Source organism: Curtobacterium sp. L3-7, from assembly GCF_048756585.1.
Lineage (GTDB): Bacteria > Actinomycetota > Actinomycetes > Actinomycetales > Microbacteriaceae > Curtobacterium.
In genome coordinates this window covers 3,329,804-3,355,553 of sequence record NZ_CP151474.1, presented here as the reverse complement: position 1 = coordinate 3,355,553, position 25,750 = coordinate 3,329,804, and the positions used below count along the sequence as shown (strand labels likewise).

The 25,750-nt window shown below is 70.3% G+C and carries 26 protein-coding genes; 20 read left to right on the top strand and 6 right to left on the bottom strand.

Annotated features, from left to right (window positions below):
- Position 1 precedes the first annotated feature (1 nt).
- The 3 genes from AAEP80_RS16110 (at position 2) to AAEP80_RS16100 (ending at position 2,037) form a co-directional block, all read left to right on the top strand.
- Positions 2 to 1,138: a cysteine desulfurase family protein gene (locus AAEP80_RS16110; RefSeq protein WP_420365115.1), complete on the top strand. Its 1,137-nt coding sequence runs from the start codon at positions 2 to 4 to the stop codon at positions 1,136 to 1,138.
- A 113-nt stretch (positions 1,139 to 1,251) separates the two neighbouring features.
- Positions 1,252 to 1,506 (top strand): hypothetical protein, encoded by a 255-nt coding sequence (locus AAEP80_RS16105; RefSeq protein WP_413601423.1) that lies wholly within the window; start codon positions 1,252 to 1,254, stop codon positions 1,504 to 1,506.
- Between the two features lie 240 nt (positions 1,507 to 1,746).
- Positions 1,747 to 2,037, top strand: coding sequence for a hypothetical protein (locus AAEP80_RS16100; protein ID WP_420365114.1), 291 nt, complete (start codon positions 1,747 to 1,749; stop codon positions 2,035 to 2,037).
- Here AAEP80_RS16100 and AAEP80_RS16095 read toward each other — a convergent pair.
- The gene (locus tag AAEP80_RS16095) at positions 1,997 to 2,518 is read right to left on the bottom strand and encodes an MSMEG_6728 family protein (protein WP_420365113.1); all 522 of its coding nucleotides are present in this window, start codon (positions 2,516 to 2,518) and stop codon (positions 1,997 to 1,999) included. The genes AAEP80_RS16100 and AAEP80_RS16095 overlap by 41 nt on opposite strands.
- An 85-nt stretch (positions 2,519 to 2,603) precedes the next feature.
- On the opposite strand from AAEP80_RS16095, the gene AAEP80_RS16090 reads away from it, so the two are divergent.
- Positions 2,604 to 3,200 carry an NAD(P)H-dependent oxidoreductase gene (locus tag AAEP80_RS16090; protein WP_413601426.1) on the top strand — a complete coding sequence of 199 codons (597 nt, stop codon included), beginning with the start codon at positions 2,604 to 2,606 and terminating at the stop codon, positions 3,198 to 3,200.
- Positions 3,201 to 3,246: 46 nt separating this feature from the next.
- Here AAEP80_RS16090 and aroQ read toward each other — a convergent pair whose 3' ends face one another.
- Positions 3,247 to 3,690 (bottom strand): type II 3-dehydroquinate dehydratase, encoded by a 444-nt coding sequence (gene aroQ / locus AAEP80_RS16085; RefSeq protein ID WP_420365112.1) that lies wholly within the window; start codon positions 3,688 to 3,690, stop codon positions 3,247 to 3,249.
- Between the two features lie 188 nt (positions 3,691 to 3,878).
- Here aroQ and AAEP80_RS16080 point away from each other — a divergent pair, with 188 nt between their 5' ends.
- The 4 genes from AAEP80_RS16080 (at position 3,879) to AAEP80_RS16065 (ending at position 7,581) form a co-directional block, all read left to right on the top strand.
- Positions 3,879 to 5,549, top strand: a complete 1,671-nt coding sequence (locus AAEP80_RS16080) for a sodium:solute symporter family protein (protein WP_281265202.1) — start codon at positions 3,879 to 3,881, stop codon at positions 5,547 to 5,549.
- 20 nt (positions 5,550 to 5,569) lie between these two features.
- The gene (locus AAEP80_RS16075) at positions 5,570 to 5,899 is read left to right on the top strand and encodes a hypothetical protein (RefSeq protein WP_281265201.1); all 330 of its coding nucleotides are present in this window, start codon (positions 5,570 to 5,572) and stop codon (positions 5,897 to 5,899) included.
- A 259-nt stretch (positions 5,900 to 6,158) separates the two neighbouring features.
- Positions 6,159 to 6,575 carry a VOC family protein gene (locus tag AAEP80_RS16070; protein ID WP_420365111.1) on the top strand — a complete coding sequence of 139 codons (417 nt, stop codon included), beginning with the start codon at positions 6,159 to 6,161 and terminating at the stop codon, positions 6,573 to 6,575.
- A gap of 25 nt (positions 6,576 to 6,600) precedes the next feature.
- The gene (locus AAEP80_RS16065) at positions 6,601 to 7,581 is read left to right on the top strand and encodes a CPBP family intramembrane glutamic endopeptidase (RefSeq protein ID WP_420365110.1); all 981 of its coding nucleotides are present in this window, start codon (positions 6,601 to 6,603) and stop codon (positions 7,579 to 7,581) included.
- On the opposite strand, the gene AAEP80_RS16060 is transcribed toward AAEP80_RS16065, so the two are convergent.
- On the bottom strand, positions 7,582 to 8,673 hold the full coding sequence (locus tag AAEP80_RS16060) for a glycoside hydrolase family 5 protein (RefSeq protein WP_420365109.1): 1,092 nt from the start codon (positions 8,671 to 8,673) through the stop codon (positions 7,582 to 7,584). It abuts the gene before it with no gap.
- 66 nt (positions 8,674 to 8,739) lie between these two features.
- Between AAEP80_RS16060 and AAEP80_RS16055 the strand changes: the two genes are divergently transcribed.
- The 5 genes from AAEP80_RS16055 (at position 8,740) to AAEP80_RS16035 (ending at position 15,041) form a co-directional block, all read left to right on the top strand.
- Positions 8,740 to 10,866 carry a heavy metal translocating P-type ATPase gene (locus tag AAEP80_RS16055; protein ID WP_420365108.1) on the top strand — a complete coding sequence of 709 codons (2,127 nt, stop codon included), beginning with the start codon at positions 8,740 to 8,742 and terminating at the stop codon, positions 10,864 to 10,866.
- Between the two features lie 329 nt (positions 10,867 to 11,195).
- On the top strand, positions 11,196 to 11,786 hold the full coding sequence (locus AAEP80_RS16050) for a DNA-3-methyladenine glycosylase I (RefSeq protein ID WP_420365107.1): 591 nt from the start codon (positions 11,196 to 11,198) through the stop codon (positions 11,784 to 11,786).
- A 72-nt stretch (positions 11,787 to 11,858) separates the two neighbouring features.
- Positions 11,859 to 12,683 (top strand): DJ-1/PfpI family protein, encoded by an 825-nt coding sequence (locus tag AAEP80_RS16045; protein ID WP_420365106.1) that lies wholly within the window; start codon positions 11,859 to 11,861, stop codon positions 12,681 to 12,683.
- A gap of 40 nt (positions 12,684 to 12,723) precedes the next feature.
- Complete coding sequence (locus tag AAEP80_RS16040) at positions 12,724 to 14,226, top strand: AAA family ATPase (protein ID WP_420365105.1); 1,503 nt, start codon at positions 12,724 to 12,726, stop codon at positions 14,224 to 14,226.
- Between the two features lie 104 nt (positions 14,227 to 14,330).
- A complete protein-coding gene (locus AAEP80_RS16035) occupies positions 14,331 to 15,041 on the top strand; it encodes a hypothetical protein (RefSeq protein ID WP_420365104.1) in 711 nt (236 codons plus the stop codon).
- A 22-nt stretch (positions 15,042 to 15,063) separates the two neighbouring features.
- Here the strand turns inward: AAEP80_RS16035 and AAEP80_RS16030 are convergent, their stop codons facing one another.
- On the bottom strand, positions 15,064 to 15,534 hold the full coding sequence (locus AAEP80_RS16030; protein WP_420365103.1) for a GNAT family N-acetyltransferase: 471 nt from the start codon (positions 15,532 to 15,534) through the stop codon (positions 15,064 to 15,066).
- Complete coding sequence (locus AAEP80_RS16025) at positions 15,531 to 16,307, bottom strand: LysR family transcriptional regulator substrate-binding protein (RefSeq protein ID WP_420365102.1); 777 nt, start codon at positions 16,305 to 16,307, stop codon at positions 15,531 to 15,533. The genes AAEP80_RS16030 and AAEP80_RS16025 overlap by 4 nt, the downstream gene beginning before the upstream one ends.
- A 33-nt stretch (positions 16,308 to 16,340) precedes the next feature.
- Between AAEP80_RS16025 and AAEP80_RS16020 the strand changes: the two genes are divergently transcribed.
- From AAEP80_RS16020 to AAEP80_RS16010, 3 genes are all read left to right on the top strand, one after another.
- Positions 16,341 to 16,727: a DUF5997 family protein gene (locus AAEP80_RS16020; RefSeq protein ID WP_281265193.1), complete on the top strand. Its 387-nt coding sequence runs from the start codon at positions 16,341 to 16,343 to the stop codon at positions 16,725 to 16,727.
- Between the two features lie 19 nt (positions 16,728 to 16,746).
- Positions 16,747 to 17,253: a hypothetical protein gene (locus AAEP80_RS16015; RefSeq protein ID WP_281265192.1), complete on the top strand. Its 507-nt coding sequence runs from the start codon at positions 16,747 to 16,749 to the stop codon at positions 17,251 to 17,253.
- Positions 17,254 to 17,320: 67 nt separating this feature from the next.
- A complete protein-coding gene (locus AAEP80_RS16010; protein ID WP_281265191.1) occupies positions 17,321 to 17,848 on the top strand; it encodes an Lrp/AsnC family transcriptional regulator in 528 nt (175 codons plus the stop codon).
- 29 nt (positions 17,849 to 17,877) lie between these two features.
- Here the strand turns inward: AAEP80_RS16010 and AAEP80_RS16005 are convergent, their stop codons facing one another.
- The gene (locus tag AAEP80_RS16005) at positions 17,878 to 18,309 is read right to left on the bottom strand and encodes a GNAT family N-acetyltransferase (protein ID WP_281265190.1); all 432 of its coding nucleotides are present in this window, start codon (positions 18,307 to 18,309) and stop codon (positions 17,878 to 17,880) included.
- A 110-nt stretch (positions 18,310 to 18,419) separates the two neighbouring features.
- Here AAEP80_RS16005 and AAEP80_RS16000 point away from each other — a divergent pair, with 110 nt between their 5' ends.
- The 4 genes from AAEP80_RS16000 (at position 18,420) to AAEP80_RS15985 (ending at position 25,687) form a co-directional block, all read left to right on the top strand.
- The gene (locus AAEP80_RS16000; RefSeq protein WP_420365101.1) at positions 18,420 to 19,748 is read left to right on the top strand and encodes a hypothetical protein; all 1,329 of its coding nucleotides are present in this window, start codon (positions 18,420 to 18,422) and stop codon (positions 19,746 to 19,748) included.
- Positions 19,749 to 19,831: 83 nt separating this feature from the next.
- Positions 19,832 to 21,703: a beta strand repeat-containing protein gene (locus AAEP80_RS15995; RefSeq protein WP_420365100.1), complete on the top strand. Its 1,872-nt coding sequence runs from the start codon at positions 19,832 to 19,834 to the stop codon at positions 21,701 to 21,703.
- Positions 21,704 to 21,878: 175 nt separating this feature from the next.
- Positions 21,879 to 23,222 carry an alpha/beta hydrolase gene (locus AAEP80_RS15990; protein WP_420365099.1) on the top strand — a complete coding sequence of 448 codons (1,344 nt, stop codon included), beginning with the start codon at positions 21,879 to 21,881 and terminating at the stop codon, positions 23,220 to 23,222.
- The gene (locus tag AAEP80_RS15985) at positions 23,219 to 25,687 is read left to right on the top strand and encodes a bifunctional lysylphosphatidylglycerol flippase/synthetase MprF (protein ID WP_420365098.1); all 2,469 of its coding nucleotides are present in this window, start codon (positions 23,219 to 23,221) and stop codon (positions 25,685 to 25,687) included. The genes AAEP80_RS15990 and AAEP80_RS15985 overlap by 4 nt, the downstream gene beginning before the upstream one ends.
- Positions 25,688 to 25,750: the final 63 nt, after the last annotated feature.

Below are 25,750 nucleotides of genomic sequence, written 5' to 3'. Positions count from 1 at the left end.
CGTGTTCTACCTCGACCGGGCCGCGACGACGCCCGTCCGCCGCGAGGTGCTCGAGGCGATGTGGCCGTGGCTGACCGGTGGCTTCGGGAACCCCTCGTCGACCCACGGCATCGGGGACCAGGCGGCGCGCGGGCTCGCGGCGGCGCGGGCGTCCGTCGCCGACCTGCTCGGATGCCGCCCGGCCGAGGTCGTCTTCACGGCCGGTGGCACCGAGGGGGCGAACACCGCGGTGAAGGGCATCGCGCTCGCGACACCGCGCGGGCGCCACGTCGTGACGAGTGCGATCGAGCACGAGGCGGTCCTGGCGAGCTGCGAGTACCTCGAACGCTTCCACGACTTCACGGTGACAGTGCTGCCGGTCGACGCGTCCGGTCGGGTCGACCCTGCCGTGCTGGCCGCCGCGCTCCGACCGGACACCACCCTCGTGTCGATCGCCCACGCGGACAACGAGATCGGCACCGTCCAGGACATCCCGGCAGTCGCCGCACTCGCGCACGGTGTCGGCGCGCGCTTCCACACCGACGCGGTGCAGTCCGCGCCGTGGCTGCCGATCGGGCTCGACGTCCTCGGGGTCGACGCGCTCTCGTTCTCCGGTCACAAGCTCGGCGCCCCGAAGGGCACCGGTGTCCTCGCGATCCGTGCCGGGGTGCCGATGGAGCCGCTCGTGCACGGCGGGGGACAGGAGCGCGGGCGTCGGTCCGGGACCGAGGACGTCGCCGGCGCGGTGGCGGTGGCGACGGCGCTGTCGGTCGGGGGTGCGTCCGCGTCGGACGCGGCGCGGGCCTCCTCGGTACGTGACGCTGTGTTGGACGGGGTCGTGGCGCGGGTTCCCGGGGCGTTCGTCACCGGGTCGCGCGAGCACCGGCTGCCCGGGCATGCGTCCTTCTGCTTTCCCGGGGTGAACGGCGAGACGGTCCTCCTCGAGCTCGAACAGCGTGACGTGGTCTCGTCGTCGGGGAGTGCCTGCGCCGCCGGCAGCACCGAGGCGTCGCACGTGCTCACGGCCCTCGGGCTGTCCGACGAGGTGGCACGGAGCGCCGTGCGGCTGACGTTCGATGCGTCGTTGTCCGAGGCGGACGTGCCCGTCGTGGTCGGCTCGGTCGCCGCCGCGGTCGCCGCGGTCCGTGCGCTGGGCTGAGCCCTCGCTTGCCGTCGCCTGGGGTGTACTAGACGTTCTACTCCATCACTGGGGACCTGTCCCCCCTTTTGCGGACAAGCGAACTCCGCCAGAGTGTTCACATGGCAAATGCGATGACGACTCGAGTCCCCCGGGAGGACCGCTTCCGGGTGGTGCAACTCCTGCCGGCGCCCGCGACCGTCCTCGCGCTCGCCGTGGCCGCAGGGCACGATCTCGGCTCGGCCCCGCTCGGGCTCATCGCCGTCGTCGGGGCGCTCGCGACCATCGGGAGCGCGGTGCTCCCGATGATCCGTCCCGCTGCGGCGTGTCGATCGATGCCCGCTCCGACCGAGTCGGAGCGGTACCGAGAGGACACCGAGCACCGCTGAAGACCCGCGCCGCCCGGATCCGGTTCCCCCCCTCGGGATCCGATCGGCGCGATCAGCCGGACGCGCCCTGTGAAGGAAGCGTCCGGAGCGGGCCACGACATCCCCTGTCGTCGTGCCCCGCAGCACCCGGAACCCCGCCACGGATCGCGGGACGTCATCCCTGTACGACGTCCCCGGATCCCCTCCGTCCGTGGCGGGACCGGGTGCGTCCCTGGCGGGGATGATCGCTAGCGTTGGCCTGTGCCCTCGTACCGTGTGACCCTCGCCGTCGGTGCCCTGGCGCCCGGTGTCGCCCCCGACGCCGTGCTCCCAGCTGTTGCTCGCCTCGTCGCCGAGCAGGTCGTCGTCGAGGCGCAGGACGTCCGCCTGATCCGGGGTGTCCCGTGCGCGGTCGTCCGCTACGAGGCGGCTGACGACGAGGTCGCGATCGCGGTCGCCCGGCTCGCGGTCGCCGGCCTGCGGGACACGGTGGAGATCCGATCCGACCGGGTCACGCGCCGTGACGGCGGGACGTGGACCCCGATCGCGTAGGACTTCCCGCAGCGCTCCCCGCTCGCGTCGCCCCCGCGGACGGGACCGGCCAGACGTAGTCGAGGTCGTCGGGGACGTCGGGGAAGAGCGGCAGGTAGTGTTCCCGGTCCTTCTGCACGAGCTTCGACCGGTGCGATCGGTGCACGGCCTCGTCGTCGTTCCACGGCGGCACCCGGTAGTCGCCGCGTTCGTACGCGTCGAGGTCGTCGGGGGAGCGGCCGAGGTCGGCCAGGGTCTTCGCGAGACACGTGTCGACGTGCCCGCGGTCGAGCCAGACGGCGCAGACGGCGTCCTGGTACGCCATCAGCGCCGGCCGGTACCCGCGCCACATCGCCACGACGGGGTGGTGCTGCCACCCGTAGTCCGGCAGGGTCAGGGCCCGCATCACCTGCAGCGTCTCGACGCGCTGCTTCCCGAGCCGCCGGTCGTCGAGGGACTCGGCCGATGCGTGGAAGTCCGCGAACGGCAGGAACGTCTGCATGCGGCGAACGGTACGCGGGCTGCCTGGGGCGACACATGTCGTCACAACCGTGCGGGCTCTCCGGGTGCGTGTGAGCATCGAACGCATGAGCGGAGAACTCGTCGTCGGCGTCAGCGGCAGCCCATCTGACCCGTCGCGCACATCGACCCTGGTCGCCGCCACGGTCGCGCGACTCGGTGAGGAGATCGAGGACGCGCGCACCCTGACCGTGGAGATCGGGCCGCTGCTCGCCGACCTCGGGGCAGCGTCCGACCGTTCGGCGATGTCCCCGACCACGGTCGCCGCACTCGAAGCCGTGGAAGCGGCCGACGTGCTCGTCGTCGGCAGTCCGGCGTTCCGCGCCGCGTACTCCGGCGCCTTCAAGCTCTTCTTCGACTGGATCGGGCAGTACGACCTCGTCGACACCCCGGTCCTCCTCACCGCGACGGGCGGGAGCGACCGGCACGCACTGCTCGTCGAGCACCAGATGCGTCCGCTGTTCGGCTTCTTCCAGTCCACGACGCTCCCGATCGGGGTGTTCGGCAACGAGCGGGACTTCACCAAGCGCGAGGGCGGTTACGACATCTCGAACATCGACCTCGAGCTCCGCATCGACCAGGCCGTCCGCCGGGCGCTGCCGATCATCCGCGGCGGCTTCGTCACGGCAGCCACGACGGACGTCCCCCGCCCCGCCGACTTCTAGCCTCGCACCCGCGCACCCGCGCACCCGCGCAGGGGCCGACCGAGGGTCAGTCCAGCAGGGACGCGACGTGCGCGACCGCCAGGCGGTAGCCGTCGGCGCCCGCGCCGGCGATCACCGCTGTGGCCGCCGTGGCGACGTGGTCGACGTGCCGGAACGACTCCCGCTTCCAGGTGTTCGAGATGTGCACCTCGACGACCGGGACCGAGAGCGCCTCGACGGCGTCGTGCAGCGCGACCGAGGTGTGCGCGTACGCCGCGGGGTTGATGACGACGCCGACGAAGTCGTCGAGCGCCTCGTGCAGCCACTCGACGAGCTCGCCCTCGCGGTTCGTCTGACGGAAGTCCGCCTCGAGATCGTGGACCGCTGCCTCGGTGTGCACGATCGCCTCGATCTCGGCGAGTGTCACGGCGCCGTACTGCTCCGGGTCGCGTCGGCCGAGGATGTCGAGGTTCGGGCCGTTGAGGACGAGGATGCGCGACTGCTCGGTCATGTCCGAAGCCTACCGAGGGGGATTCCGTCGTCCCCCGGTTCGCCTGACACATGCCATGGCTATGTGAACGGTCACAATAGGCCACCGCGCGGATCGGCGCAAAAGTTACAAAACGGTACTACCCGGGTAGTGTCCCCCGATGGATCTGCGCAGACGCGGATCACAGCACATCGACGTGGAGTCAATACATGGTTCTCGCTGCAGCGAACAACGGGATCCAGCTCAACCTGGGCTGGGTCGACTACCTGATGATCATCGTGTACTTCGCGGTCGTCATCGGGATCGGGTTCACAGCCCGGAAACAGGTCAGGACGAGCATGGACTTCTTCCTGTCCGGCCGCTCGATGCCCGCCTGGATCACCGGTCTGGCGTTCGTGTCCGCCAACCTCGGCGCGACCGAGATCCTCGGCATGGCCGCCAACGGTGCCCAGATCGGCATGGCGACCCTGCACTACTACCTCGTCGGTGCCGTGCCGGCGATGGTGTTCCTCGGGCTCGTGATGATGCCGTTCTACTACGGCTCCAAGGTCCGGTCGGTGCCGGAGTTCATGCTCCGTCGCTTCGGCAAGGCACCGCACCTGGTGAACTCGATCGCGTTCGCGGTGTCGAACGTCCTGATCGCGGGCATCAACCTCTACGCGATGGCGATCGTCATCGAGGCGATGCTCGGCTGGCCGGAGTGGCTCGCCATCATCGTGTCGGCCGGCTTCGTGCTGGCGTACATCACGCTCGGTGGGCTCTCGAGCGCGATCTACAACGAGGTCATGCAGTTCTTCGTGATCATCGCCGGGCTCGTCCCGCTGACGATCGTCGGCCTGCACCGCGTCGGCGGCTGGAGCGGCCTCAAGTCCGCGATCATCGAGACGCAGGGCGTGCAGCACCTGCAGGCGTGGGCCGGCACCGGCTTCGGTGACGTGACCAACCCGATCGGCGCCAACTGGCTCGCCATCGTCCTGGGTCTCGGCTTCGTGCTCGGCTTCGGCTACTGGACGACGAACTTCACCGAGGTGCAGCGCGCGTTCTCGGCGAAGAACATGTCCGCGGCCCGCCGCACCCCGCTCATCGCCGCGATCCCGAAGCTCTTCATCCCCTTCATCGTCGTCATCCCCGGCCTCATCGCCGCGGCGGTCGTCGGCAACCAGTTCGCCGACGGCACGCTGACGTACAACGACGCGATCCCGAAGCTCATCCAGATGTACCTGCCGACCGGCGTCCTCGGCGTCGCGGTGACGGGGCTCCTCGCGAGCTTCATGGCCGGCATGGCGGCGAACGTGTCGTCGTTCAACACGGTCTTCACCTACGACATCTGGCAGCGCTACATCAAGCCGAACATGCCGGACGTGCACTACCTGAAGACCGGTCGCTGGGTCACCGTCGTCGGTGTCCTCGTCGGCATCGCCACCGCGTTCATCGCCGCCCAGGCGGGGAACATCATGACCTACATGCAGACGCTGTTCTCGTTCTTCAACGCGCCGCTGTTCGCCGTGTTCATCCTCGGTCTGCTCTGGAAGCGGATGACCACCCAGGGCGCGCTGTGGGGCTACATCCTCGGCATCGTCACCCCGACGGTCACCTGGATCGCGTACCTGGTGAACCCGAAGCTGTTCGCCACCGGGACTGCCGAGACGCTGTACGGCGCGATCATCTCGTTCGTCACGGTGCTCGTCGTCGGGTTCGTCGTGTCGATGTTCACCAAGCCCAAGGCCGAGAAGGACCTCGGCGGCCTGGTCTACGGCGTCGGCAAGATCGACATGCACGGTGACGCCGTCGCGACCGACACCGCCTGGTACCGCTCGCCGGCGCTCCTCGGCACGATCGCCCTCGTGCTCTGCGTCGTCCTCTACCTGCCGTTCCTCTGATCCGAAGGAGATCACCGCTCATGAGTGACACCACCACCTCGATGACGGACGAGCAGAAGGCCGCGCTCGTCCGCTCCACCCGCCGCCTCGACCTGCGCCGCATCCTCGGCGGCCTCTTCGTCCTCTACGGCATCATCACGACGATCGTCGGGATCGTGCACTGGGACACCGACCCGGAGAAGACCGGCGGCATCCACATCAACCTCTGGGTCGGGCTCTCGATGCTCGCCGGCGGGCTCCTCTTCTTCCTCTGGGACCGGCTCGCGCCCGTCCCGGCGGAGGACATCATCGGCCAGGCCGAGGCGGAGGCGCACCAGAAGGCAGCAGGCGAGGGCCGCGAGCTCGCCTGATCGATCGGTCGGCCGCTGAGCGATCGGTCGGCCGCTGATCCGGCTCGACTCGGAACGACGAAGTCGCTGTCGTACGACAGCGACTTCGTCGTTTCTGCACGGGCGCAACAGTGTGCGTCCGCAAGGGGCGACAGAGCGGTCGTCGTACGACAGCGACGTTGTCGCTCTGGAACGGACGGGAGGCTCGGGTCGGGTCCGGCGGAGATGGTTGCGACACGAAACGGTTGCGGCGCGCGCGTGGTCGGGCCAGGTTGGGTCCATGCCGACCATGGTCTTCATCAACCTGCCCGTCGCCGACCTCGACCGCTCGAAGGCCTTCTACGAGGCGCTCGGGTACTCCATCAACCCGATGTTCAGCGACGAGACCGCCGCGTGCGTCGTCGTCAGCGACACGATCTACCTCATGGTCCTGACCACGGCCAAGTTCGCCGAGTTCACCGACAAGACGATCGCGGACCCCTCGACGATCGAGGTGATCAACTCCCTCAGCGCCGACTCGAAGGACGACGTGCACCGCATCGTCGACGCGGCCGTCGCAGCGGGTGGCACCGAGGACCGGCCGGAGATGGACCTCGGGTTCATGTACCAGCGGAGCTTCACCGACCCGGACGGCCACCGCTGGGAGTACGTGTGGATGGATCCGCAGGCCGCCCAGGACGGCCCGCCCGCGGCGTGACGGTCGTGGCCGGTAGCATTCCGGCATGATCCACCAGGGGGAGTCCGCCGTCGACCGCAGCGTCCCGGGGTGGGCGACCGCGCTCTTCGTCGTGCTCGCACTCGGGGGAGCGTGGGCGGTGACGCTCCCGCTCTGGCTGTCCGGACGCGGGCTCGGGACGTCGTTCGCCACGATGTTCATCGTCGGCATGATGTTCACGCCGCTGCTGTCGGCGGTCGTCGTCCTCGCGCTGCTCGGGCGACGGCGGCCGCGGCCGGTGCTGCGGTTCCTCGGGGTGTGGCCGCTCCGCCCGGTGCGCCGCACGATCTGGGTGACCGTGTTCGCGTACCTCGGCGGCGTGCTCTTCCCGGTCGCGGCGCTCGTCGTGGCGGTGCTCGCCGGCTGGTTCCCGATCGACCTCGCCGGCTTCTCCGGCTACCGGGACGTCCTCGCCGCTGCGGGGCTCCGCGAGCTGCCGATGCCGATCGGGCTGCTCGTCGCCCTGCAGCTGGCGCAGGTGCCCTTCGTCTCGGTGTTCAACGCGCTCGCCACGGTGGGTGAGGAGATCGGGTGGCGGGGCTTCCTCGTCCCGGCGCTCGAGCGGTACGGCACCTGGGTCGCGCTGGTCGGGTCCGGTGTCGTCTGGGGTGTCTGGCACGCGCCGATCATCCTGCTCGGCTACAACTTCGGTCGCACGGACTGGCTCGGCGTCGTGTTCATGGTCGTCGCGTGCGTGCTGCTCGGCATGATCCTCGGGTGGCTCCGGCTCCGCACGGGATCGGTCTGGCCCGCCGTCTTCGCACACGCGGGGGTGAACGGCGCAGCCGGTGTGGGGGCGGTGCTCGTCGCCTCGGGTGTCGACGTGTCCGACGTGGCGCGCAGTCCGCTCGGGTTCGGCGGGTGGATCGTCCTCGCGCTCGTCGTCATCGTGCTCGTCGTGACCGGTGCGATCCGTCGCCGGGGTGCACTCGCGCCCACCCCGGCGGCGACCGTCGCGGCCGCCGAGCCGATCCGCCCGGCCGACTGATCACACCGGGCGGCTGAGGAAGTACCGCCGGATCGCGTCACCGTACGGGGTCGGGGTGCCGTTCCAGTCGCTGATGAGCGCCGAACCGCCGTACTGTCCGCCGTCGGGGCAGCCGGTGGTGCCGAAGTTCCAGAACACGTACCCGTCACCGCCGTTCGCGTCCATCCAGCGCATGAACGCCAGCGGCATGGTCGTCGAGCAGTCGTTCACGCCGATCTCCTCGGCGACCATCGGCATCCGCGCGGCGACCGGGGCGAAGTTCGCCGACCAGCACGACGCCGTCACGCAGCCCTTGAAGTTGTAGAGGTGCTGCCCGGCGACGAGGGCCTTCGCCGGGTCCTTCGGCAGCGAGCGCAGTATCGGCGACATGTCGTGGCCCCAGTCGAGACCGTTGATGATGATCGGTTGCTTCGCGCCGGTGGCCCGGATCGTGTTCACGAGCTGCTGGTACCCGGCCGCCTGCCAGCCCTCCGGCATCGTGCAGCCGTTCAGCCAGCACGCCTCGGAGATGTCGTGGGGTTCGTTGAACGGCTCGTAGAGGACGGCGGGGCTCGAGGCGAACCGGCTCGCGACCGATGTCCAGAACGGCAACGAGAACGTCGTGTTCGCCATCTCCTTCTCCTGCTCGCCCCAGATCGCGACCGGGCCGGTGAAGTGCAGGTCGAGGATCGAACGGATCCCGTTCGCCGCCAGCCGGTCCACGTAGTCCTGCACCGCCGCGCGGTAGGGCTCGCCGGTCGACTGCGGTGCCCAGTCGATGCCGAGCCAGCAGTGCTCGTTGAGCGGGATCCGCACGGTGTTGACGTTCCACGAGCGGAGCAGGTCGATCGACGCCTGGTCGGTCGGGCCGGAGAAGATCCCGCCGCCCTGCTGGCAGTTGTACTCGGTGCCTGACCGGTTCACGCCGCGGAGCTTGACCGCCTTGCCGGCGGGGTCGACCATGACGTTCTTCGTGACGCGCAGTGCGTTGACCGGGGTCGCCGGGGTCGTCGCTGCGCCGGCGGTCGCCGCGGGGATCAGGGAGCCCGCGAGGACGGCGATGATCGTGCATCCGGCAGCCAGGGCGCGCCGGACGAGTTCGGGTCGTCTCATGCGGCAATGGTGCGCTCTCTCCGGCGTCACCGCCACCGGGTACCCCTAGGGGGTATGGTGGACGGCATGGACGAGCACCGCCACGGAACCACCGTCGACGAGCACGCGGACCACCAGGGACACGTGCACGACGACCACGCCCACCACGAGCACGACGAGCACGCCGGCCACGACCACCACGCGGACCACGGCGGAACCGCTGGGCACGGCGGGCACGACCACATGCACCACGGGCACGGCGGGCACGGCGACCATGCCGCGATGTTCCGCGACCGCTTCTGGTGGAGCCTCGTCCTCGCGGTCCCGGTCGTGGCGTTCAGCACGATGTTCGCCGACATCCTGCACTATCCGCTTCCCGACGCGGCCTGGGCGAGCTGGGTCTCACCGGTGCTCGGCACGGTCCTGTTCGTGTACGGCGGCTGGCCGTTCCTGACCGGGGGGTGGTCGGAGGCCAGGACGAAGCGGCCGGGCATGATGCTCCTGATCGGCATGGCGATCGTCGTGGCCTTCGTCGCGTCGTGGATCACGAGCCTCGGCCTGTTCGGGCTCGACCTCGACTTCTGGTGGGAGCTCGCGCTCCTCATCGTGATCATGCTGCTCGGGCACTGGATCGAGATGCGCGCCATGGGCGTCGCGTCGAGCGCGCTGGACGCGCTCGCGGCTCTGCTGCCCGACGAGGCGGACGTGATCGACGACCAGGGCGACGTGTCCCAGGTGCCGGTGTCGAGCCTCCAGGTCGGCCAGACGGTCGTGGTCCGGCCAGGCGGCCGCGTCCCGGCGGACGGCGAGGTCGTCGACGGACGCGCGCAGGTCGACGAGTCGATGATCACGGGGGAGTCCGCGGCCGTCGAACGGGCCGCTGGTGACCGCGTCGTCGCAGGCACCGTGGCGACGGACAGCTCGATCCGCGTCCGGATCACCGCCACCGGCGACGACACCGCCCTGTCCGGCATCCAGCGGATGGTCGCCGAGGCGCAGTCGTCGTCCTCGCGGACGCAGGTCCTGGCCGACCGTGCTGCGGCGCTCCTCTTCTACTTCGCCACCGGGGCGGCGATCATCACCTTCGTCGTGTGGCTGCTCCTCGGCAGCCCGACCGAGGCGATCACCCGCACCGTCACCGTGCTGATCATCGCCTGCCCGCACGCCCTCGGTCTCGCGATCCCGCTCGTCGTCGCGATCTCCACGGAGCGCGCCGCGAAGGCCGGGATCCTCGTGAAGGACCGGCTCGCGCTCGAGGCGATGCGGAACGTCGACACCGTCGTGTTCGACAAGACCGGCACGCTGACGACCGGGGCTCCGGAGGTCGTCGACACCGTCGGGGACGACGCCGTCCTGGGACTCGCCGCAGCGGCCGAGCGGGACAGCGAACACCCGGTGGCGCGCGCGATCGTCAGCGCCGCCGACGCCCGTGGCGTGCCCGTGCCCGACCAGGTGACCGACACCGGGTCCGTCCCCGGCCGCGGGGTCAGCGCGGTGGTCGAGGGCCGACGTGTCGAGATCGGCGGACCGGCGATGCTCCGTGAGCGCGGTGCGACCATGCCGTCCGCGTTCGAGTCCGCCGTCGACGGGTGGCGTGCCGACGGAGCGGCGGTCATCGTCGCGGTGGTCGACGGGACGGTGCAGGCCGCCTTCGCCGTGCGCGACGCCGTCCGTCACGAGTCCGCCGAGGCCGTCCGTGCCCTGCACGACCGCGGGATCCGGGTGGCGATGGTGACCGGCGACGCCCAGCAGGTGGCCGATGCGGTCGCGCGAGAGCTCGGCATCGACGAGGTCCGTGCCGAGGTGCTGCCAGAGGACAAGGACGGCGAGGTCGCACGGCTGCAGGAGTCCGGGGCCGTCGTCGCGATGGTCGGTGACGGTGTGAACGACGCCCCGGCGCTGGCCCGTGCCGACGTCGGGATCGCGATCGGCGCGGGGACCGACGTCGCGGTGCAGAGTGCCGGCGTCGTGCTCGCGTCGAACGACCCGCGTCGGGTGCTCACCGTGATCGACCTGTCGCGTGCGACCTACCGGAAGATGGTGCAGAACCTCGTGTGGGCCACCGGGTACAACGTGCTCGCGGTGCCGCTCGCGGCCGGGGTGCTCGCGGGGGTCGGGTTCGTGCTGTCCCCGGCGGTCGGCGCGGTGCTGATGAGCCTGTCGACCGTGATCGTCAGCCTGAACGCCCAGCTCCTCCGTCGCTTCCGCGCCTGACGCGCGGGGCCACGCGTGCCGCCGGCCGGCGGCGCTCGCCCGTGGCGCCCGCTCCTCGTCGCCCGGCCGCGTCTCCCGCCCGGCCAGGTGGTCGAGTGGTCACAACACCCCGGCGGGGGTTCGCCGAGGGGTCACCATCTGTCGGATCCAGCGCGCTCAAGCGACCGTTCGAGGCCGCTCGGCAGCACTGAGCGGGGTGTCGTGACCGGTCGACGACCGGGCGACGGGCGGATGCGCGGACGGGAGGCTCGGGTCGGGTCCCGCAGGTCAGCTCCTGCACGACGAGAGGGGACGACGATGACGTCGGTGCGGACCGGCAGGATGGGGGCGTGACTGATCTGGTGACCGGGGACGACGGACTCGTCCGCCCGGTGTGGGCCTCGACGGACCCGATGCTGCGGGACTACTACGACACCGAGTGGGGCATGCCCGTGCGGGACGAGCGCGGTGTGTTCGAGCGGCTCTCACTCGAGGCGTTCCAGTCCGGCCTCTCGTGGCGCACGATCCTCGCGAAGCGACCGGCGTTCCGCGCCGCCTTCGCGGACTTCGACGCCGACGTGGTCGCGGGCTTCGGTGAAGCGGACGTCGCCCGACTGATGGCGGACGCCGGCATCGTCCGGAACCGGGCGAAGATCCTCGCCACGATCACCAATGCGAACGCCACGGTGGCGCTGCGGGCGGACGGCGGACTGGCGGACTTCGTGTGGTCCTTCCGCCCCGACTGGACGCCGGAGCCGATCACGTCCGCCGACGTCCCCACGAAGAGCGACGAGTCGCTCGCACTGTCGAAGGCGCTGCGGAAGCGCGGGTTCGCCTTCGTCGGTCCGACGACGATGTACGCGCTGATGGAGGCGCTCGGCATCGTCGACACGCACCTGGTCGGTAGTCACCGGCGGGGCACCTCGGGCGTCTGGGCCTGAGCCGTTCGACGGCGGCTGCCCGGGCGGACTCAGCCCGGGCGGACGCGACCCCGCGGGGCTAGGGTCGCGGGCATGACGCACGAGCACCCGAACCCCCGGGTCACGCCGATCACCCCCGTCGATGCGGTGCACGTCGACGTGCCGGTCGACGTCGAGGTCCCCACCTCCGATCCCGTCGAGGACGACGTGACCACCCCGGAGCACGACCCGTCGGAGATCCGGATCGCGTTCCTGCTGTTCCCGGACCTCACGCAGCTCGACCTCACCGGACCGGCGCAGGTCCTCAGTCGCGTGCCCGGCGCCCGGATCGAGTACGTCGCCGCCACGCTCGACCCGGTGCCGAGTGACTGCGGGCTGTCCCTCGTCCCCACCGTGACGATCGCCGACGCCGCTCCGGCGGACGTCCTCGTGGTCCCCGGTGGCGACGGTGCGTTCGACGCGATGCTCGACCCCGAGATCGTCGGGTTCGTCCGGCGGGAGGCAGAACGCGCCACGTGGGTCACCTCGGTGTGCACCGGCGCGTTCGTCCTCGGTGCCGCCGGCCTGCTCGCCGGAAAGCGGGCGACGACGCACTGGGCCTCGAAGCCGATGCTCGCCGCGTTCGGTGCGACGCCGGTGGATGAACGGGTGGTCGACGACGGGTCGATCGTCACCGCTGCCGGGGTGAGCGCCGGCATCGACATGGCCCTGTGGTTCGCGTCCGAGCTCGCCGGTCAGCCGGTCGCCGAGCGCATCCAGCTGCAGATCGAGTACGACCCGCAGCCGCCCTTCGACGCCGGGTCGGCGGATCGGGCGGACGCGCGCGTCGTCGCCGAGGCGCGCGCAGCCGCCGAGGAGTCCCGCGGCGAACGCGTCGCACGGGCGGCAGCCGCCGTCATCCGCCGCCCCGCGACCTAGCTGCTGGCAATCTAGTACCTTTCCATCAGGGGAGGTAAAAATGATCCTGTTTGCACTCCAGCCAGCGGAACCATTTCCGGCAGCACCAGGCGCCCTTGTAGTGCACTTGCAACGGAGTAGTTGGGACGACTACGGCTTTGGAACCACGTTCGCAGTTTCGGTGTGGTCGGGGACGGAATACAAAGCGATCGGGGTAACGAAAATCGGTCGTCGCGGCATGACCTCGAGTGGGGCGTATGGGCCAGAAACGGTCGGGACTCCGCTGGACGAGTTCTTCCAGGAACTCGACACCTCATACGTGTCGGTCGGGCAAGACATTAACTTCTACTACAACTTGGTTCATCAATGTGGGTATGACTCCGCCCTCCAAGTCCTCCGTTCGCTGCGTGATCTGAGTGTGATCGACGATGATCTTGACGCGCTTATCGACGAAACGGTTGTCCGCAGGTCGCTATTACGGTCAGTATCGCTTCCAACGATCCAAGATCAGTATCGGAGATTTCTAGAGAGCGGTCGTGCGCTTCACGCATTTTCTCTGACCTACGTGTTGGATACGGAGACCCCGGATTCGCCATCTATTGAATTCAAAGTGGACCCGAGCCGTTCACTATCTAACAACGTTCAGGTGATTATTGGCGCCAACGGCGTAGGCAAGACAACTCTCCTTCGCAACCTTCGATGGGCGTTCGATGATTCGGACGCCAATAAGTATTCACCGCAGCGCTGCCGCCTCTCGGAAAACGACCGTCTTTCGGCGCTGGTCTCGGTCAGCTTCAGCGCTTTCGACGTATTCGAACCAGAGGATCGTTCTGAAAGCGCGCAGGCCAAGTTTCGAGTTACGAATGTTCGACTTCCTTGGCTTGCCGGATTGGGTGACGGCCGCTCGGGCACTGCGGTAGCGGATCAGCAGGACAAAGCATTCGGAGATCTGATTCGCGACTGTTTATCGGATAGAGCGGAACGACTTCTGAAGGCTTTTGGATTACTCGCAGAGGCGGACTTGATTCTGGCTGGTCATGGAATCGATCAAGAGGAATTGCTTCCTAAGTTGATTTTTTCTGAACTAAGCTCGGGGCACAAAATTGTGCTTCTTGCAATTGCAAATATAGTGCGCTTCTGTGATGAGAAGACGTTAGTCCTCGTGGATGAACCAGAGTCGCACCTGCACCCGCCGCTCCTCGGGGCGTTTACGTCTGCGCTCTCCTACATCATGGAGGAGACAAACGGGTTGGCGATAGTTGCGACTCATTCGCCAGTTGTCTTGCAGGAGGTCACTGCGGATTGTGCTTGGTGTCTGTGGAATTATGATGGCGTCGTTGGAGCTCGGAACCCCTCTGTCCAAACGTTGGGAGAGAATGTGGGCTTGCTGACTCGAGAAGTATTCGGCCTCGAAATTGCACAGTCGGGATATCACAAAAAGATATCTGAAATCGCGGCGCGCGCCGAAAGTTACGAAGAGGCTGTGGGCAAGTATGGAGGGTTCTTGGGGGACGAGGCGAAGCTTATTCTTCGTTCGATCATGTTGGGTGCAAAAGGCCGTTGAGAAGAATTTCGCCCCCTTCTCTTACCGGCGCTGATGTCCGCTCGGCTATTGTTCCAGGGGTTGAAGATTTGGAGCGGCGGCGTCGTATCGATGAAGATGAAAAGGTGATAGCGACCGAGGAAAATTCTTTCCGAGCCGCAATTGCTGCCGGACGACGCCACGCCGCAATTGGTTTCACGCAAGAAGTTCGTGATGATATGACATGGCTCTATGAAAAGCGGCTTAACGATAGCGTGGCAGGCAAGACAATACGTGGCCGTCTTTTGGCGCAAGCGGAAAGCAGGTGCCCGCTTTGTAACATCGGTATCGTTAAAACTCTCGAGCACTCTTTCCCCAAGTCTGAGTTTCCGAGACTCGCGGTTGATCCGATGAATCTGATTCCAAGTTGCAGAGATTGCAACTTCGAGCGTGGTGTGGGAGCTAAAGACGGCGGGATGAATCCGTATGCCGACATCTGGGCGTTCGATCACAACTGGCTGGGCGCAGAAATCATATCGCCGGATGCTCCGTTCCTGCTCAAATTCAGTCCGATTTGGCATCCGGACATCTCACCCGCTCAGCTCGAAAGACTGCGGCAACACTTCGATGACTGTGGTTTGGCTGAACGGTATGCGCTACGAAGCGTTGATGAATTTGAACTCTTTCGAAATCAACTTGTTCGGCACTTATCGGGCCGGCCGGGTGTGTCGGTATTCGAAATACTGTACGAGCGGTTGCGGACATTAGTCGAGGTGAGAGGGGTCAACTACTGGCAAACGGCCGCCTACGCAGAATGGTTAGTGTGCTGTGATGCCATCGACTGGTTGGGGTCGTGAGTGAGCCCTGTTCTGCAAGGAATCAGGTGAGCGGTAGCTTCATCTGCATCGCGGTGACGCCGTACCCGAGCCGCTCGTACAGCTCCTTGGCGCCCGCGTTGTAGCCGAACACGTTCAGCCCGATGCTCGTCGCACCCTCGTCCTTCGCGACGACGTGCCCGAGTTCGAGCGCCCGGCGGGCATGGCCCTTCCGTCGGTGTGCCTCGTCGATCTCCACGTTGAACACCCACCAGTCGGCACTGCCCGGCTCGAACGGCCCGATCCACAGGTACCCGACGACGGTGTCGTCGCCGTCGAGCACGTCCCACACGTGGTGCCCGGCGAGCGGCTGGCCCCCGGGGAACCACTGGTCGAGCGACTTCTGCTTGTTGGCCTCGGCCTGCTCGCGGGTCTCGCCGGCCTGCATGCGCGATTCGACGTACTCCGCCATCGTCGCGTCCAGCCAGGCCGGGAGGCTCATGGCCGGCATCGTCTGCAGGCGCGTGTCCGTCATCGGTTGCCCTTCGAGCCTCGGCTGGGTTTGCCCCGCATCCGCCCACGACCGGGCTTCGGGGCCTTGCCGCTGTTCGAGCCCTTGCCGCTGCCGGACTTGGCGCCGCCTGGTGACTTCGCCTTGGCCTTGCCGCCGGCGGCGTCCTTGCCACCCGCGGTGGCCCTGGAGCCGCCACGGGACGGACGTGCGTCGGCGTCGCCGGCGCGATCCGGGCCTCCCGGCTGGTCCGGCTGGCTCCGGGAACTGTTGGCGGTCCGCCCGCGGACCACGCCGATGAACTCCTCGGTGAGCTCCGAGGCGTCCTCGTCCCGCCACACGAGCGCGATCCGCGTGCCGGGAGAGTCGACGAGTGCGCGCGCGACGAGGTCCTTGCGGCTGGCCTTGCGGAAGAGGGACTGTGGGAGGACGACGACGCCGACGTTCGCCTCGACGAGGTCGAGCGCGCCGTCGACGTCGGCCGGCACCGGACCGGCGTCGATGACGTGCAGGGCGTCGAGGTCGGCCTGGGTGATCTCGGACGAGTCCGCGAGCGTGGAGTCCTTCGGTGTCGCGACGACCGCGGTCTCGGTCCAGAGCGGGATCGCGTTGTGGACGTCCGAGACGGGCATCCTGGCGAAGACCATGTCGACGTCGTCGGCCAGGGCCGCGTCGACGTCGGACGAGCCGATCGGACGGAGCCGGAGCTCCACGGACGGGAAGCGATCACGCCACACGCGTGCCCACTTGGCCGGGGACACCCCTGGCACGAAGGCGATGGTGAGTGCCGCGGTCATGCAACCGAGCATAGGGGCCGTACCCTTGACACCATGGCGCAGGAACAGACGATGAAGCCCGAGACGGCTGCGAAGAAGCTCGGCATCCTGCTGTCGGCCGCTCCGGAGTCCTTCCGCGACGCGCCCGTCACGCGGACCGCCTTCGAGGAACTCCGGACCGAGCCGCCGACCTGGCTCGAGGAACTCCGTCGCGACGGCCCGCACCCGCGTCCCGTCGTCGCGCAGAAGCTCGGCGTGTCGATCTCCGGTCTCGGCCGCTCCGGCATCGACGAGCCGCTGACGACCGCGCAGATCAAGGACCTCCTCGTCGAGAAGCCCGAGTGGCTCGTGCAGGAGCGTGCGACGCAGGCCGCCGTGCACGCCGAGAACGCCCGGGTGAAGCAGGACCGCGCCGCGCGCGCAGCTGCGAAGCAGGACTGACCTCCAGCGGGGACCACCAGTGCACGAGACCGTCGCCGACGCCATGCTCGTCGTGCCGCAGTTCGCCTCGGTGTGCTGCATCGTCGGGGACCGGTACCGTCCGCGGCCCGGCGTGATCGTGCCCGCCGCGGTCATGCTCGTCGCGATGGTGATGCCCGTCGTGCACGCCGGTGCGGTGTGGACGCTGCTCGCGGCGACGCTGCTGCTGCTCCTCGCGCCGCTGCCCGTGATGCGTCGTCGCCGGGCGGACGGGCGCCGGGCGGAGCCGATGGACGTGCACCGGGCACTGTCGTCGGTCGTGATGGCGGGGATGCTCCTGATGGGTCACGCGACCGGGATCGCGGACGCGCACGCCGGACACGGGATCGCGCTGTCGGCGGTCCTCGGCGGCGGCGTGATCGGGTACTGCGCGTTCAGCGGCTGGCTCCTGCGGTACGAGTGGGCGCGCGACGACCGTCGGGCGGTGCGCAGCGGCGAGGTGTTCGCGATGACGGTCGCCGTGATCGGCATGACGCTGGCGATGTAGCGCGCCGCGCGCCGTATCCCCCGCGCCTCTTCCCTCGATCGCTGCGAGCCCGCGTTACGGTGGTCCCGTGTCCGATCGCCCAGTCCGCCGACCCGACCCGGCCCCGCGCCTCGACGAGGTCGACGAGCGCATCCTCTGGACCCTCGCCGCCGATGCGCGGATCCCGAACAACCGGCTCGCCGCCGCGGTGGGCATCGCGCCGTCGACGTGTCTCGCGCGGGTCCGCGCCCTCGAGGACGCCGGGGTCATCCGCGGCTACCGGGCGGACGTCGACGTGGCGCGGCTCGGGTTCTCGATCGAGGCGATGGTCTCGGTCCGGGTGCACGCGGCAGCACGGCACGAGCTCCGGGACTTCGCGAAGCGCCTGCTCCGGGTGCCCGTCGTGCTCGACGTGTCGTTCCTCGCCGGGGACAAGGACTTCCTCGTGCACATCGCGTGCACGTCGACCGAACAGCTGCGGGACTTCGTCGCGGACGAGCTGAGCGGGGACCCGTCCGTCGCGACGACGCAGACGAACATCGTGTTCGAGCGTCTGGTCGCGGACCGGGAGCGCCAGGGACGTTCGTACGACGAGCTCCGTCGCTGGCACGCCTGAGCCGGGGAGCGCGAACCTCGCGGCACGAGCTACCGCGTGCGGGTCATCGGGATGTGCGGGATGCCGTCCTCGTGGAACCGGTCCCCGGAGCGGACGAACCCGAACCGGCCGTACCACTGTTCGAGGTGCTCCTGCGCGTCGATCGACACGACGGGGGAGCGTGTCTCGGCGATCGCCGCCTCCATGAGCTCCGCGCCGAGGCCCTTGCCCCGAGCGGCCGCCGCGGTCGCCACACGACCGATGCGCTCGGTTCCGTCGGGCTCGCGCAGCAGGCGCAGCGTGGCGTCGACCGAGCCCTCGCCCGCCCAGAACTGGATCGTGCCCGGCTCGAGGTCGCGGCCGTCGATGTCCGGGTAGGCAGCGGCCTGCTCGACGACGAAGACGTCCTGCCGCAGCCGGAGGATCTCGTGCAGCGTGACGATGTCGAGGTTACGGGTGGGGGCGCTGAAGATCGAGGTCATGCCGAGCTGTTCCTGACGGTTCCTTGGGAAAGGGGGTGCGCGATCGCCCGATCAGGCGTACCGTGCCGGTCAACCACTCTACGTGCGCAGCCAGACCAGGAGGTGAGCGCATGGACAAGCCGTTGCGTGCACCCTGGCACGCTGCGATCCGGTACGCCCTCGTGGGCACCGGCGTGAGCGCCGCCGCCGTGCTGCTCTCGCTGACGTTCGGCGCGCACTCCGCCTCTGCCTCCACGGCGCCGCCCGCCCAGACGCAGTCGCAGTCGGGTCTCGTCGGCGGCCTCGTGCAGGGCCTCGGCGACACCGTGCACGGCGTCGCTGGTGGCGTCGGGCAGGTCCTCGGTGACGTCGTGGAACCCGTGCACCAGGCCGTCGCCCCCGCAGCCCCGGCTGCGCCGGCCTCCGCAGCCCCGGTCCCGGCCGCGCCAGCCCCCGCAGCACCGGCACCCGCGCCAGCCCCGGCCGCTGCGCCAGCACCGGCCGCAGCACCCGCTCCGGCAGCACCGCCGTCGAGCACCCCCGTGCAGCCGTCCGCGCCGCAGCCAGCCGCCACACCGACGGCTCCCGGACCGGCGACTCCGGTCCAGCCGACCGCACCGCAGCCGGCCGAGCCGGCCACCACGACGGCGCCGGCCACGTCGACTCCGCCGGCCGACCCTGCGGAGGCGACCGGCGCCTCCCGTCCGCTCACCGGCACCGTCGCCACCGTGCTCCGTCCCGTCACCGGGACCGTGCAGACACTCACCGATGCACGCCCGGTCACGACGGTGGTCAGCACCCTCGACCACGTCGTCGGCGCCGTCCCGATCATCGGCACGCTGCTCGGCGACGACACGCTCGGCACGGTGACCGCACCGGTCAGCGGGCTGGTCGATGACACCCTCGGCGGCGTCGGGACCGCCGTGGGAACGGTCCCGGACGTGCTTCCGGGCACGCCCGGGACCGGTGGGGGCACCCTGCCTGGAGGCTCGGTGCCTGAACCACAGACCCCCTCGCCTCCGGCAGGTGATGGTGTCCCCGCCGTGGGCGGCTCCGCGACGTCGGTGGCCGACCTGTCGGAGGAGGCACCTGCTCGGGCCGCTGCGGCATCCGAGGTCGTCGCCGCGCAGGCCATCCCGGTCGCGGACGACGTCACCGTGCTCGCGCCCGTCGCCACCTCCGCGTCTGCCGGCGCGCAGGACGCTCCCTCGTCCGCGTCGATCGGCGGTGGCGCGCTGTTCGTCCCCGACGGACACGGCCACCAGGACTCGCCGCTCGGCGGTTCCGGATCAGGACTCGCCGGCAGCACCACGACCGTCGGCTCGGCCGGCGCCGGTGTCGTCGGCACGGTCGGCGCCGACGCCGACCAGGACCCCCTCGCCGCGGGGACACGCGGCACCATCGCCGACGACGCCGTTCCCGCGTCGCTCACCGGCGACCACGACGTCGCCCCTGATTGAGATCGGCGCACCTGCCCGTCAGGCAGGACGCGCCACCGACCGCGACCGCGGTCGGGAACACATCTCGATCAGGAGTGATGACCATGAACAAGTACGTCTCGAGAGGGCTGTGGTTCGCCCTCTTCGTCGGCGGGCTGACGGTCGGAGGGGCCACCGCGGCGAACGCGGCGACGACCTCCGGCACGGACGGCACCGTCTCAGGAACACAGGTGGCGCCGTCGATCGACGCGCCCGTCTCCGCCGTCGGCAACGCCCTCGGGGTGCTCGGCGACGCGGTGTCCTCGGCCGTCCCGGTTCCGGCCGCTCCGGCCGCTCCGGCTGCTCCCGCCGCACCGGCCGTCGACCCTGCGTCGGCGGCGGTGCCGGACCCGGCTCCCGCGGCGCCGTCGACCTCCGGGTCGGACGGCGTCGGCTCGGGGACGCAGGTCGTACCGGACGTGAGCGCGCCCGTCGACGTGACGGGCAACGCGATCTCGGTCGGCGGCGACGCAGCGTCGACCGCCGTGCCGACCGCCCCTGCCCCCGCCCCTGCCCCCGCTGCAGCGGCACCCGCGCCGGCGACTCCCGCGGCACCGTCGACCTCCGGGTCGGACGGGATCGCGTCGGGGACGCAGGTCGCGGGTGACGTGACCGCGCCGGTCGACGTGACCGGCAACGCGATCTCGGTCGGTGGCGACGCCGCGTCGACCTCGGCGACGGCGACACCCGCGGCTCCGGTTCCGGCTCCGGCCCCCGCTCCGGCTGCGGCGACCACGTCGGGCTCGGACGGCATCGCCTCGGGGACGCAGGTCGCCCCCGCGGTGGAGCTGCCGATCACGGTGTCCGGGAACGGCATCGGTCTGCTCGGTGACGGGACCTCCACCGGCTCGACGACGGGCACGGCGGCTCCGGCCGGCGCGACCTCCGGCGGATCGACCGGGGGCTCGACCTCCGGCGCCGACGGGACCGTCTCCGGGACCCAGGTGGCACCGTTGATCTCGATCCCGGTGACGGTCTCCGGCAACGGGATCGCCGTCGTGGGAGACGGAACCTCCGCCGGATCGGGGACCACCCCGGCCTCGGGGACTCCGGCTGCCGGGACTCCGGCTGCCGGTACTCCGGCTTCCGGCTCGATCGGCACGACGGGCGCCCCGACGACCTCCGGGTCCGACGGCATCGCGTCGGGGACGCAGGTGACACCGGCCGTTTCCCTGCCGGTGACCATCGCGGGCAACGGCATCGGTCTCCTCGGTGACGGCACCAGCACGGCCGGCACCACGACCGGCACCGCGCCGACCAGCGGAACGGGCACGGCTGACGGCAGCGCCACGGCCGGTCCGGTCACCGACGGCACGGACGGCACCGCCTCGGGTACGCAGGTCACCCCGGTGGTCTCGCTCCCGATCACCATCGGCGGGAACGGCATCGGTCTCGTCGGCGACGGCACCAGCACCGGAGCCACGACGACCGTGCCGGCTGGCGGCACCGCGACCGGCACGACCGGTGGCACAGCCGGATCCACGTCGGGTTCGGACGGCGTCCTGTCCGGGACGCAGATCGCACCGGTGATCTCGCTCCCGATCACCATCGGCGGGAACGGCATCGGTCTCGTCGGCGACGGCACCAGCACCGGGACCACGACGGTCCCCGGTGACGGCGGCACGACGCCCGGCGACGGCACGGATCCTGGTGACGGCGGCTCGACGCCCGGCGGCGTCACGACCCCGATCGGCGATGACGGCTCGGGCACCACGGCCGATGCCGTGACCACCGTGTCGCCGAGCGGTTCGGGCGCCGCGGTCTCCACCGCCGGTGTCGCGACGGTCGCCACCACGGCAGCCCGCGCAGCGACCTCCTGGGCGACCCAGTCCGGGCTCGCGTACACGGGAGCGTCCTCGCAGCTCGTGCCAGCGGGGATCGCGCTGATGCTGCTCCTCGGGGGCGCCGGGACACTCGTCCTCCGACGCCGCCACTGATCACCATCCGCGTTGCGGGGTACCGGTTCGCCGGTACCCCGCACCACCACGCCGACCTCAAGGAGATGTCCTGGGAACGAGCCGGGTGCTTCCTGCAAGCGCATGATGCCGATGCTGTGAGGAGCGGAAGCGGTTCGGCAGCATCGGGTGAGTCACCGAGCGGGACGATGAACGCGTGTTCAACGAACTGCTGCGCGTGCCGATCGTCCGGCCCGACGTCCTCATCCCGGTCGACGTCGCGGCAGCGCTGCTGACGATCTGGGCGCTGCTCGGCCCGTTCCGTCGCAGCTCGCGCGCGGGCGGTCGAGGACGTCGGCTGCTCGTCCGTGCCGCGGCGCTCGTGGTGGGTGCTGCGGTCGGGCTCGTCCTCGTGTGGTGGCTCGGTGACGTGCAGGACGAGTTCGGCGTCGCGTTCACGCCGGTCACCCGGATGTGGATCGCGTTCGCGTGCGCTGCCGTCGTGATGTGCCTCGTCGTCCTGGTGCAGGGCGGCTGGGGGCGTCGCACCGTCGCGGTCGCCGCAGCTGCCGCCGTCCTCCTGGCGTCCGGGCTCGGCGTGAACGTCGACTTCGGCGCCTACCGGACGATCCAGCAGGCGATCACCACCAACCCCTACCCGTCGGGTTCGCTCGGCCACCAGCACGCGGTGGCTGCCGGGACCCCGGTCGTCGACGCAGCACGGTGGACCGCCCCCACGAACATGCCGAAGTCCGGACGGACGCTGTCGGTGCGGATCCCCGCGACGGTCTCGCACTTCCGGGCACGGAAGGCGGTCGTCTGGCTCCCGCCAGCTGCGCAGACGGCGGACCCGCCGACCCTGCCGGTCCTGATCGCGCTGTCCGGGCAACCGGGTCAGCCGTCCGACATGTTCCAGACCGGGAACCTCGGTGGGTACCTCGACCGCTACGCGGCGGCGCACCACGGTCTGGCACCGATCGTCGTGTCGCCGGACCAGCTCGGGGCGCCGAACCGGAACCCGATGTGCGTCGACTCGCGCCGCCTCGGGCGGAGCGCGACGTACGTGATGACCGACACGGTCCGCTGGATCACGGACCACCTGGACGTGGCGTCGACACCCGACGCGTGGGGCATCACCGGTTTCTCCCAGGGCGCGACCTGCGCGATGCAGTTCTCCACCGAACACCCCGGGGTGTTCGGCACGGCGCTGGCCATCTCGAGCGAGCTCACCGTGAAGAACGGGTCGCTCGCGAACACGGTCCGCGTCGGCTTCGGGGGTTCCCGGGCGGCCTACGAGGCGGCAGCGCCGATCGCCACCATGCGTCGGGATGCTCCGTACCACGACCACCTCACCGTCTTCGGGTTCGGGCAGGACGACGCTCCGTACCGTGCGTCGACCACCGCGCTCCGCGACGCCGCGGTGCAGGCGGGCATGCAGACGTCGGTCATCGTCTCGCCCGGATCGGCGCACGACTGGAACACCGTGCGGTACGTCCTCGCGAACGGGCTGCCGGCAGTGGTCGCCCACCTCGGGCTGCCGTCGATGCGAGGGGCGCTGTGACCGGCGGGGGGCGCGTCCTCGACGAGGAGCGTGTCGCGCCCGTGCGCGCCCGGCTGACCCGCGCGGGGCGCGCCGTCGTCGGCCGTGTCCGGCGGTACCCGGTCACGAGTGTCGTCGTGCTGCTCGTCGTGCTGACCTCCGCCATCGGCGTCGCGATGCGCGTCCACCACGCAGCGTCGGGCGCCGCTGCGCTCGGGCCGCTCCGCGTGTTCGCCGCGTCGACCGGGTTCGTCGCCCTGGTCCTGACCATCGCCGGCGTGGTCGTCCTCGTCGGCGCCTCGGAGCGGCTGATGGGCTCGTGGCGGACCGCCGTCGCGTTCGTCGTGACGACGGTGGTCGGAACCGGGGTCGGCGCACTCAGCGCCTTCGTCGACCTCGACGGCCGTGGGGCCGGTCCGCTCCTCCTCGGGCGCGCGACCGCGTTCGACCCGTGGACCGCCGTCGTCGGCACGATCGTCACCGCGAGCGCGTTCGCCGGTCCGCTGTGGCGCCGACGGATCCGCGTCAACGCCCTCGCGGTCGTCGCGGCCCTGTTCCTCTACGCCGGGCATGCCTCCGACCTGTACGCGGTGCTGGCAGCTGCAGCCGGTTGGATGCTCGGCGAGCTGCTCCGGAACACGCCGAAGCGCACCGGGTGGGTGCGGAGTTCGCACCGGGAGACGCGCGTCCTGCTCGGGACCGTCGTCCTCGTGTCCGCGGTGGGGCCGGTCATCGCGCTCGTCTCGCGCGCCCGGGTCGGGATCCTCGCGCCGATCGCCGCCGTCGTCGGGGCCGGCCCGGTCACACCGGTGTCCGGGTGCCGAACGGACGGCGTCGCGGGGGAGTGCCTCCGGCGGCTCCTGGCGTACCACGCGGCTGATCCGTGGACGGTGCTGCTCGCGGTGCCGCCGCTCCTCGTCCTGGTCGTCGGCGGCCTCGGGCTGTTCCGCGGCAGCCGCTTCGCGGTGTGGCTCGTGGTGGCGGTCGACGTGGTGACCGCGCTCGCTGCGGCCGTGACGTACGGCGCGGTCCCCGGTCGGGTGGAGCGCCTGCACGGCACGGAGGACCAGTTCGTCGTGACGCTCTCGATCCTCGCCTCCATCGCGGTCCCGCTGGCGACAGCGGTCGTGCTCGTCGTGCTCCGCCGGTCGTTCACCGTGCTGCCGTCTCGTCGCCGCACCGTCGGGTTCGCCGCGGCCGTGCTCGTCGCCGCGGCGGTGATCGTCACGGTGCTGCTGGTCGTCACCGACGCGTCGCCGAACCGGGTCCCCGACCCCCTGCGCGTGGTCGTGGCGGCGCTCGGTCCGATCGCCCCGACCACGTTCTGGGACCACCTGCCGGCCCTCGACCCGGCGCTCCGCCTGTCGCTCGGCCTCGCCGGACCGACGCTCTGGCTCGTCGTCGCCATCGCGGCGATCGGCCCGACCGGTGCCGCACGACCCGACGCGGACTCCGACGAGGTCCACCGCGACCGGGAGCGCGCCCGCGCGCTGCTCGTCGCGGGCGGCGGCGACACGTTCGGGTGGATGACGACCTGGCGCGGCAACGCGTACTGGTTCGCGGCGGACGGCCGGGCCGGTGTCGCGTTCCGGCGCAACGGCGGCGTCGCGGTCACCGTCGGCGGACCGTTCGGATACCCGGACGCCCGGCCGGCCGCGCTGACCGACTTCGCCCGGTACTGCGACGACAACGGGTGGACGCCGGTGTTCTACGGCGTGGACGTGGAGGTCGCCGGGGCGCTGACCGCCGTCGGCTGGGCGACGCTGCCCGTCGCCGAGGACGCCGACTTCGACCCGCGGACCTGGACGACGAGCGGCAAGCGGAAGCAGGACGTCAGGACCTCGGTGAACAAGGCCGCCCGCGAGGGCGTGACGGCCACGTGGGCGAGCTGGGACGAGCTCCCCACGACCACGACCCGCCAGATCGAGGCGATCTCGGAAGAGTGGGTCGCGGAGCGCGAGCTCCCGGAGATGGGCTTCACGCTCGGAGGGATCGACGAGATGCGCGACCCCGCCGTCCGCACGCTCGTCGCGCAGGACGCCGAGGGGACGGTCCTCGCCGTCACCAGCTGGCTGCCGTCGTTCCGCGAAGGGCGCGTCGTGGGATGGACCCTCGACGTGATGCGCCGCACCGCAGCCGCCCCGAACGGCGTGATGGAGTTCCTGGTCGCGAGCGCGGCCGAACGGATGCGCGAGGACGGCGCCGAACGGCTCAGCCTCTCCGCCGCGCCGCTCGCCAGCGCCGGCAGCCCTGCCCCCGAGGGCGGACAGAACCTGCTCGAACTCGTCGGCGGTGTCCTGGAACCCGTCTACGGCTTCCGGTCGCTCCTGCGGTTCAAGCAGAAGTTCGGCCCGGACCTGCACCCGCTCGCGCTCGCGTACCCGGACCCGGTGGCACTGCCGGCCATCGGGGTCGCGGTGGTCCGCGCGTACCTGCCCGACCTCTCGCTCCGACAGGCCGTCGCACTCGCGCGCGGCCGCGGCTGACGAGCCACGAGCCCCATGACGACGTGACGGCGTGTGACCGGTGTCGATGCGACGCCCACACGG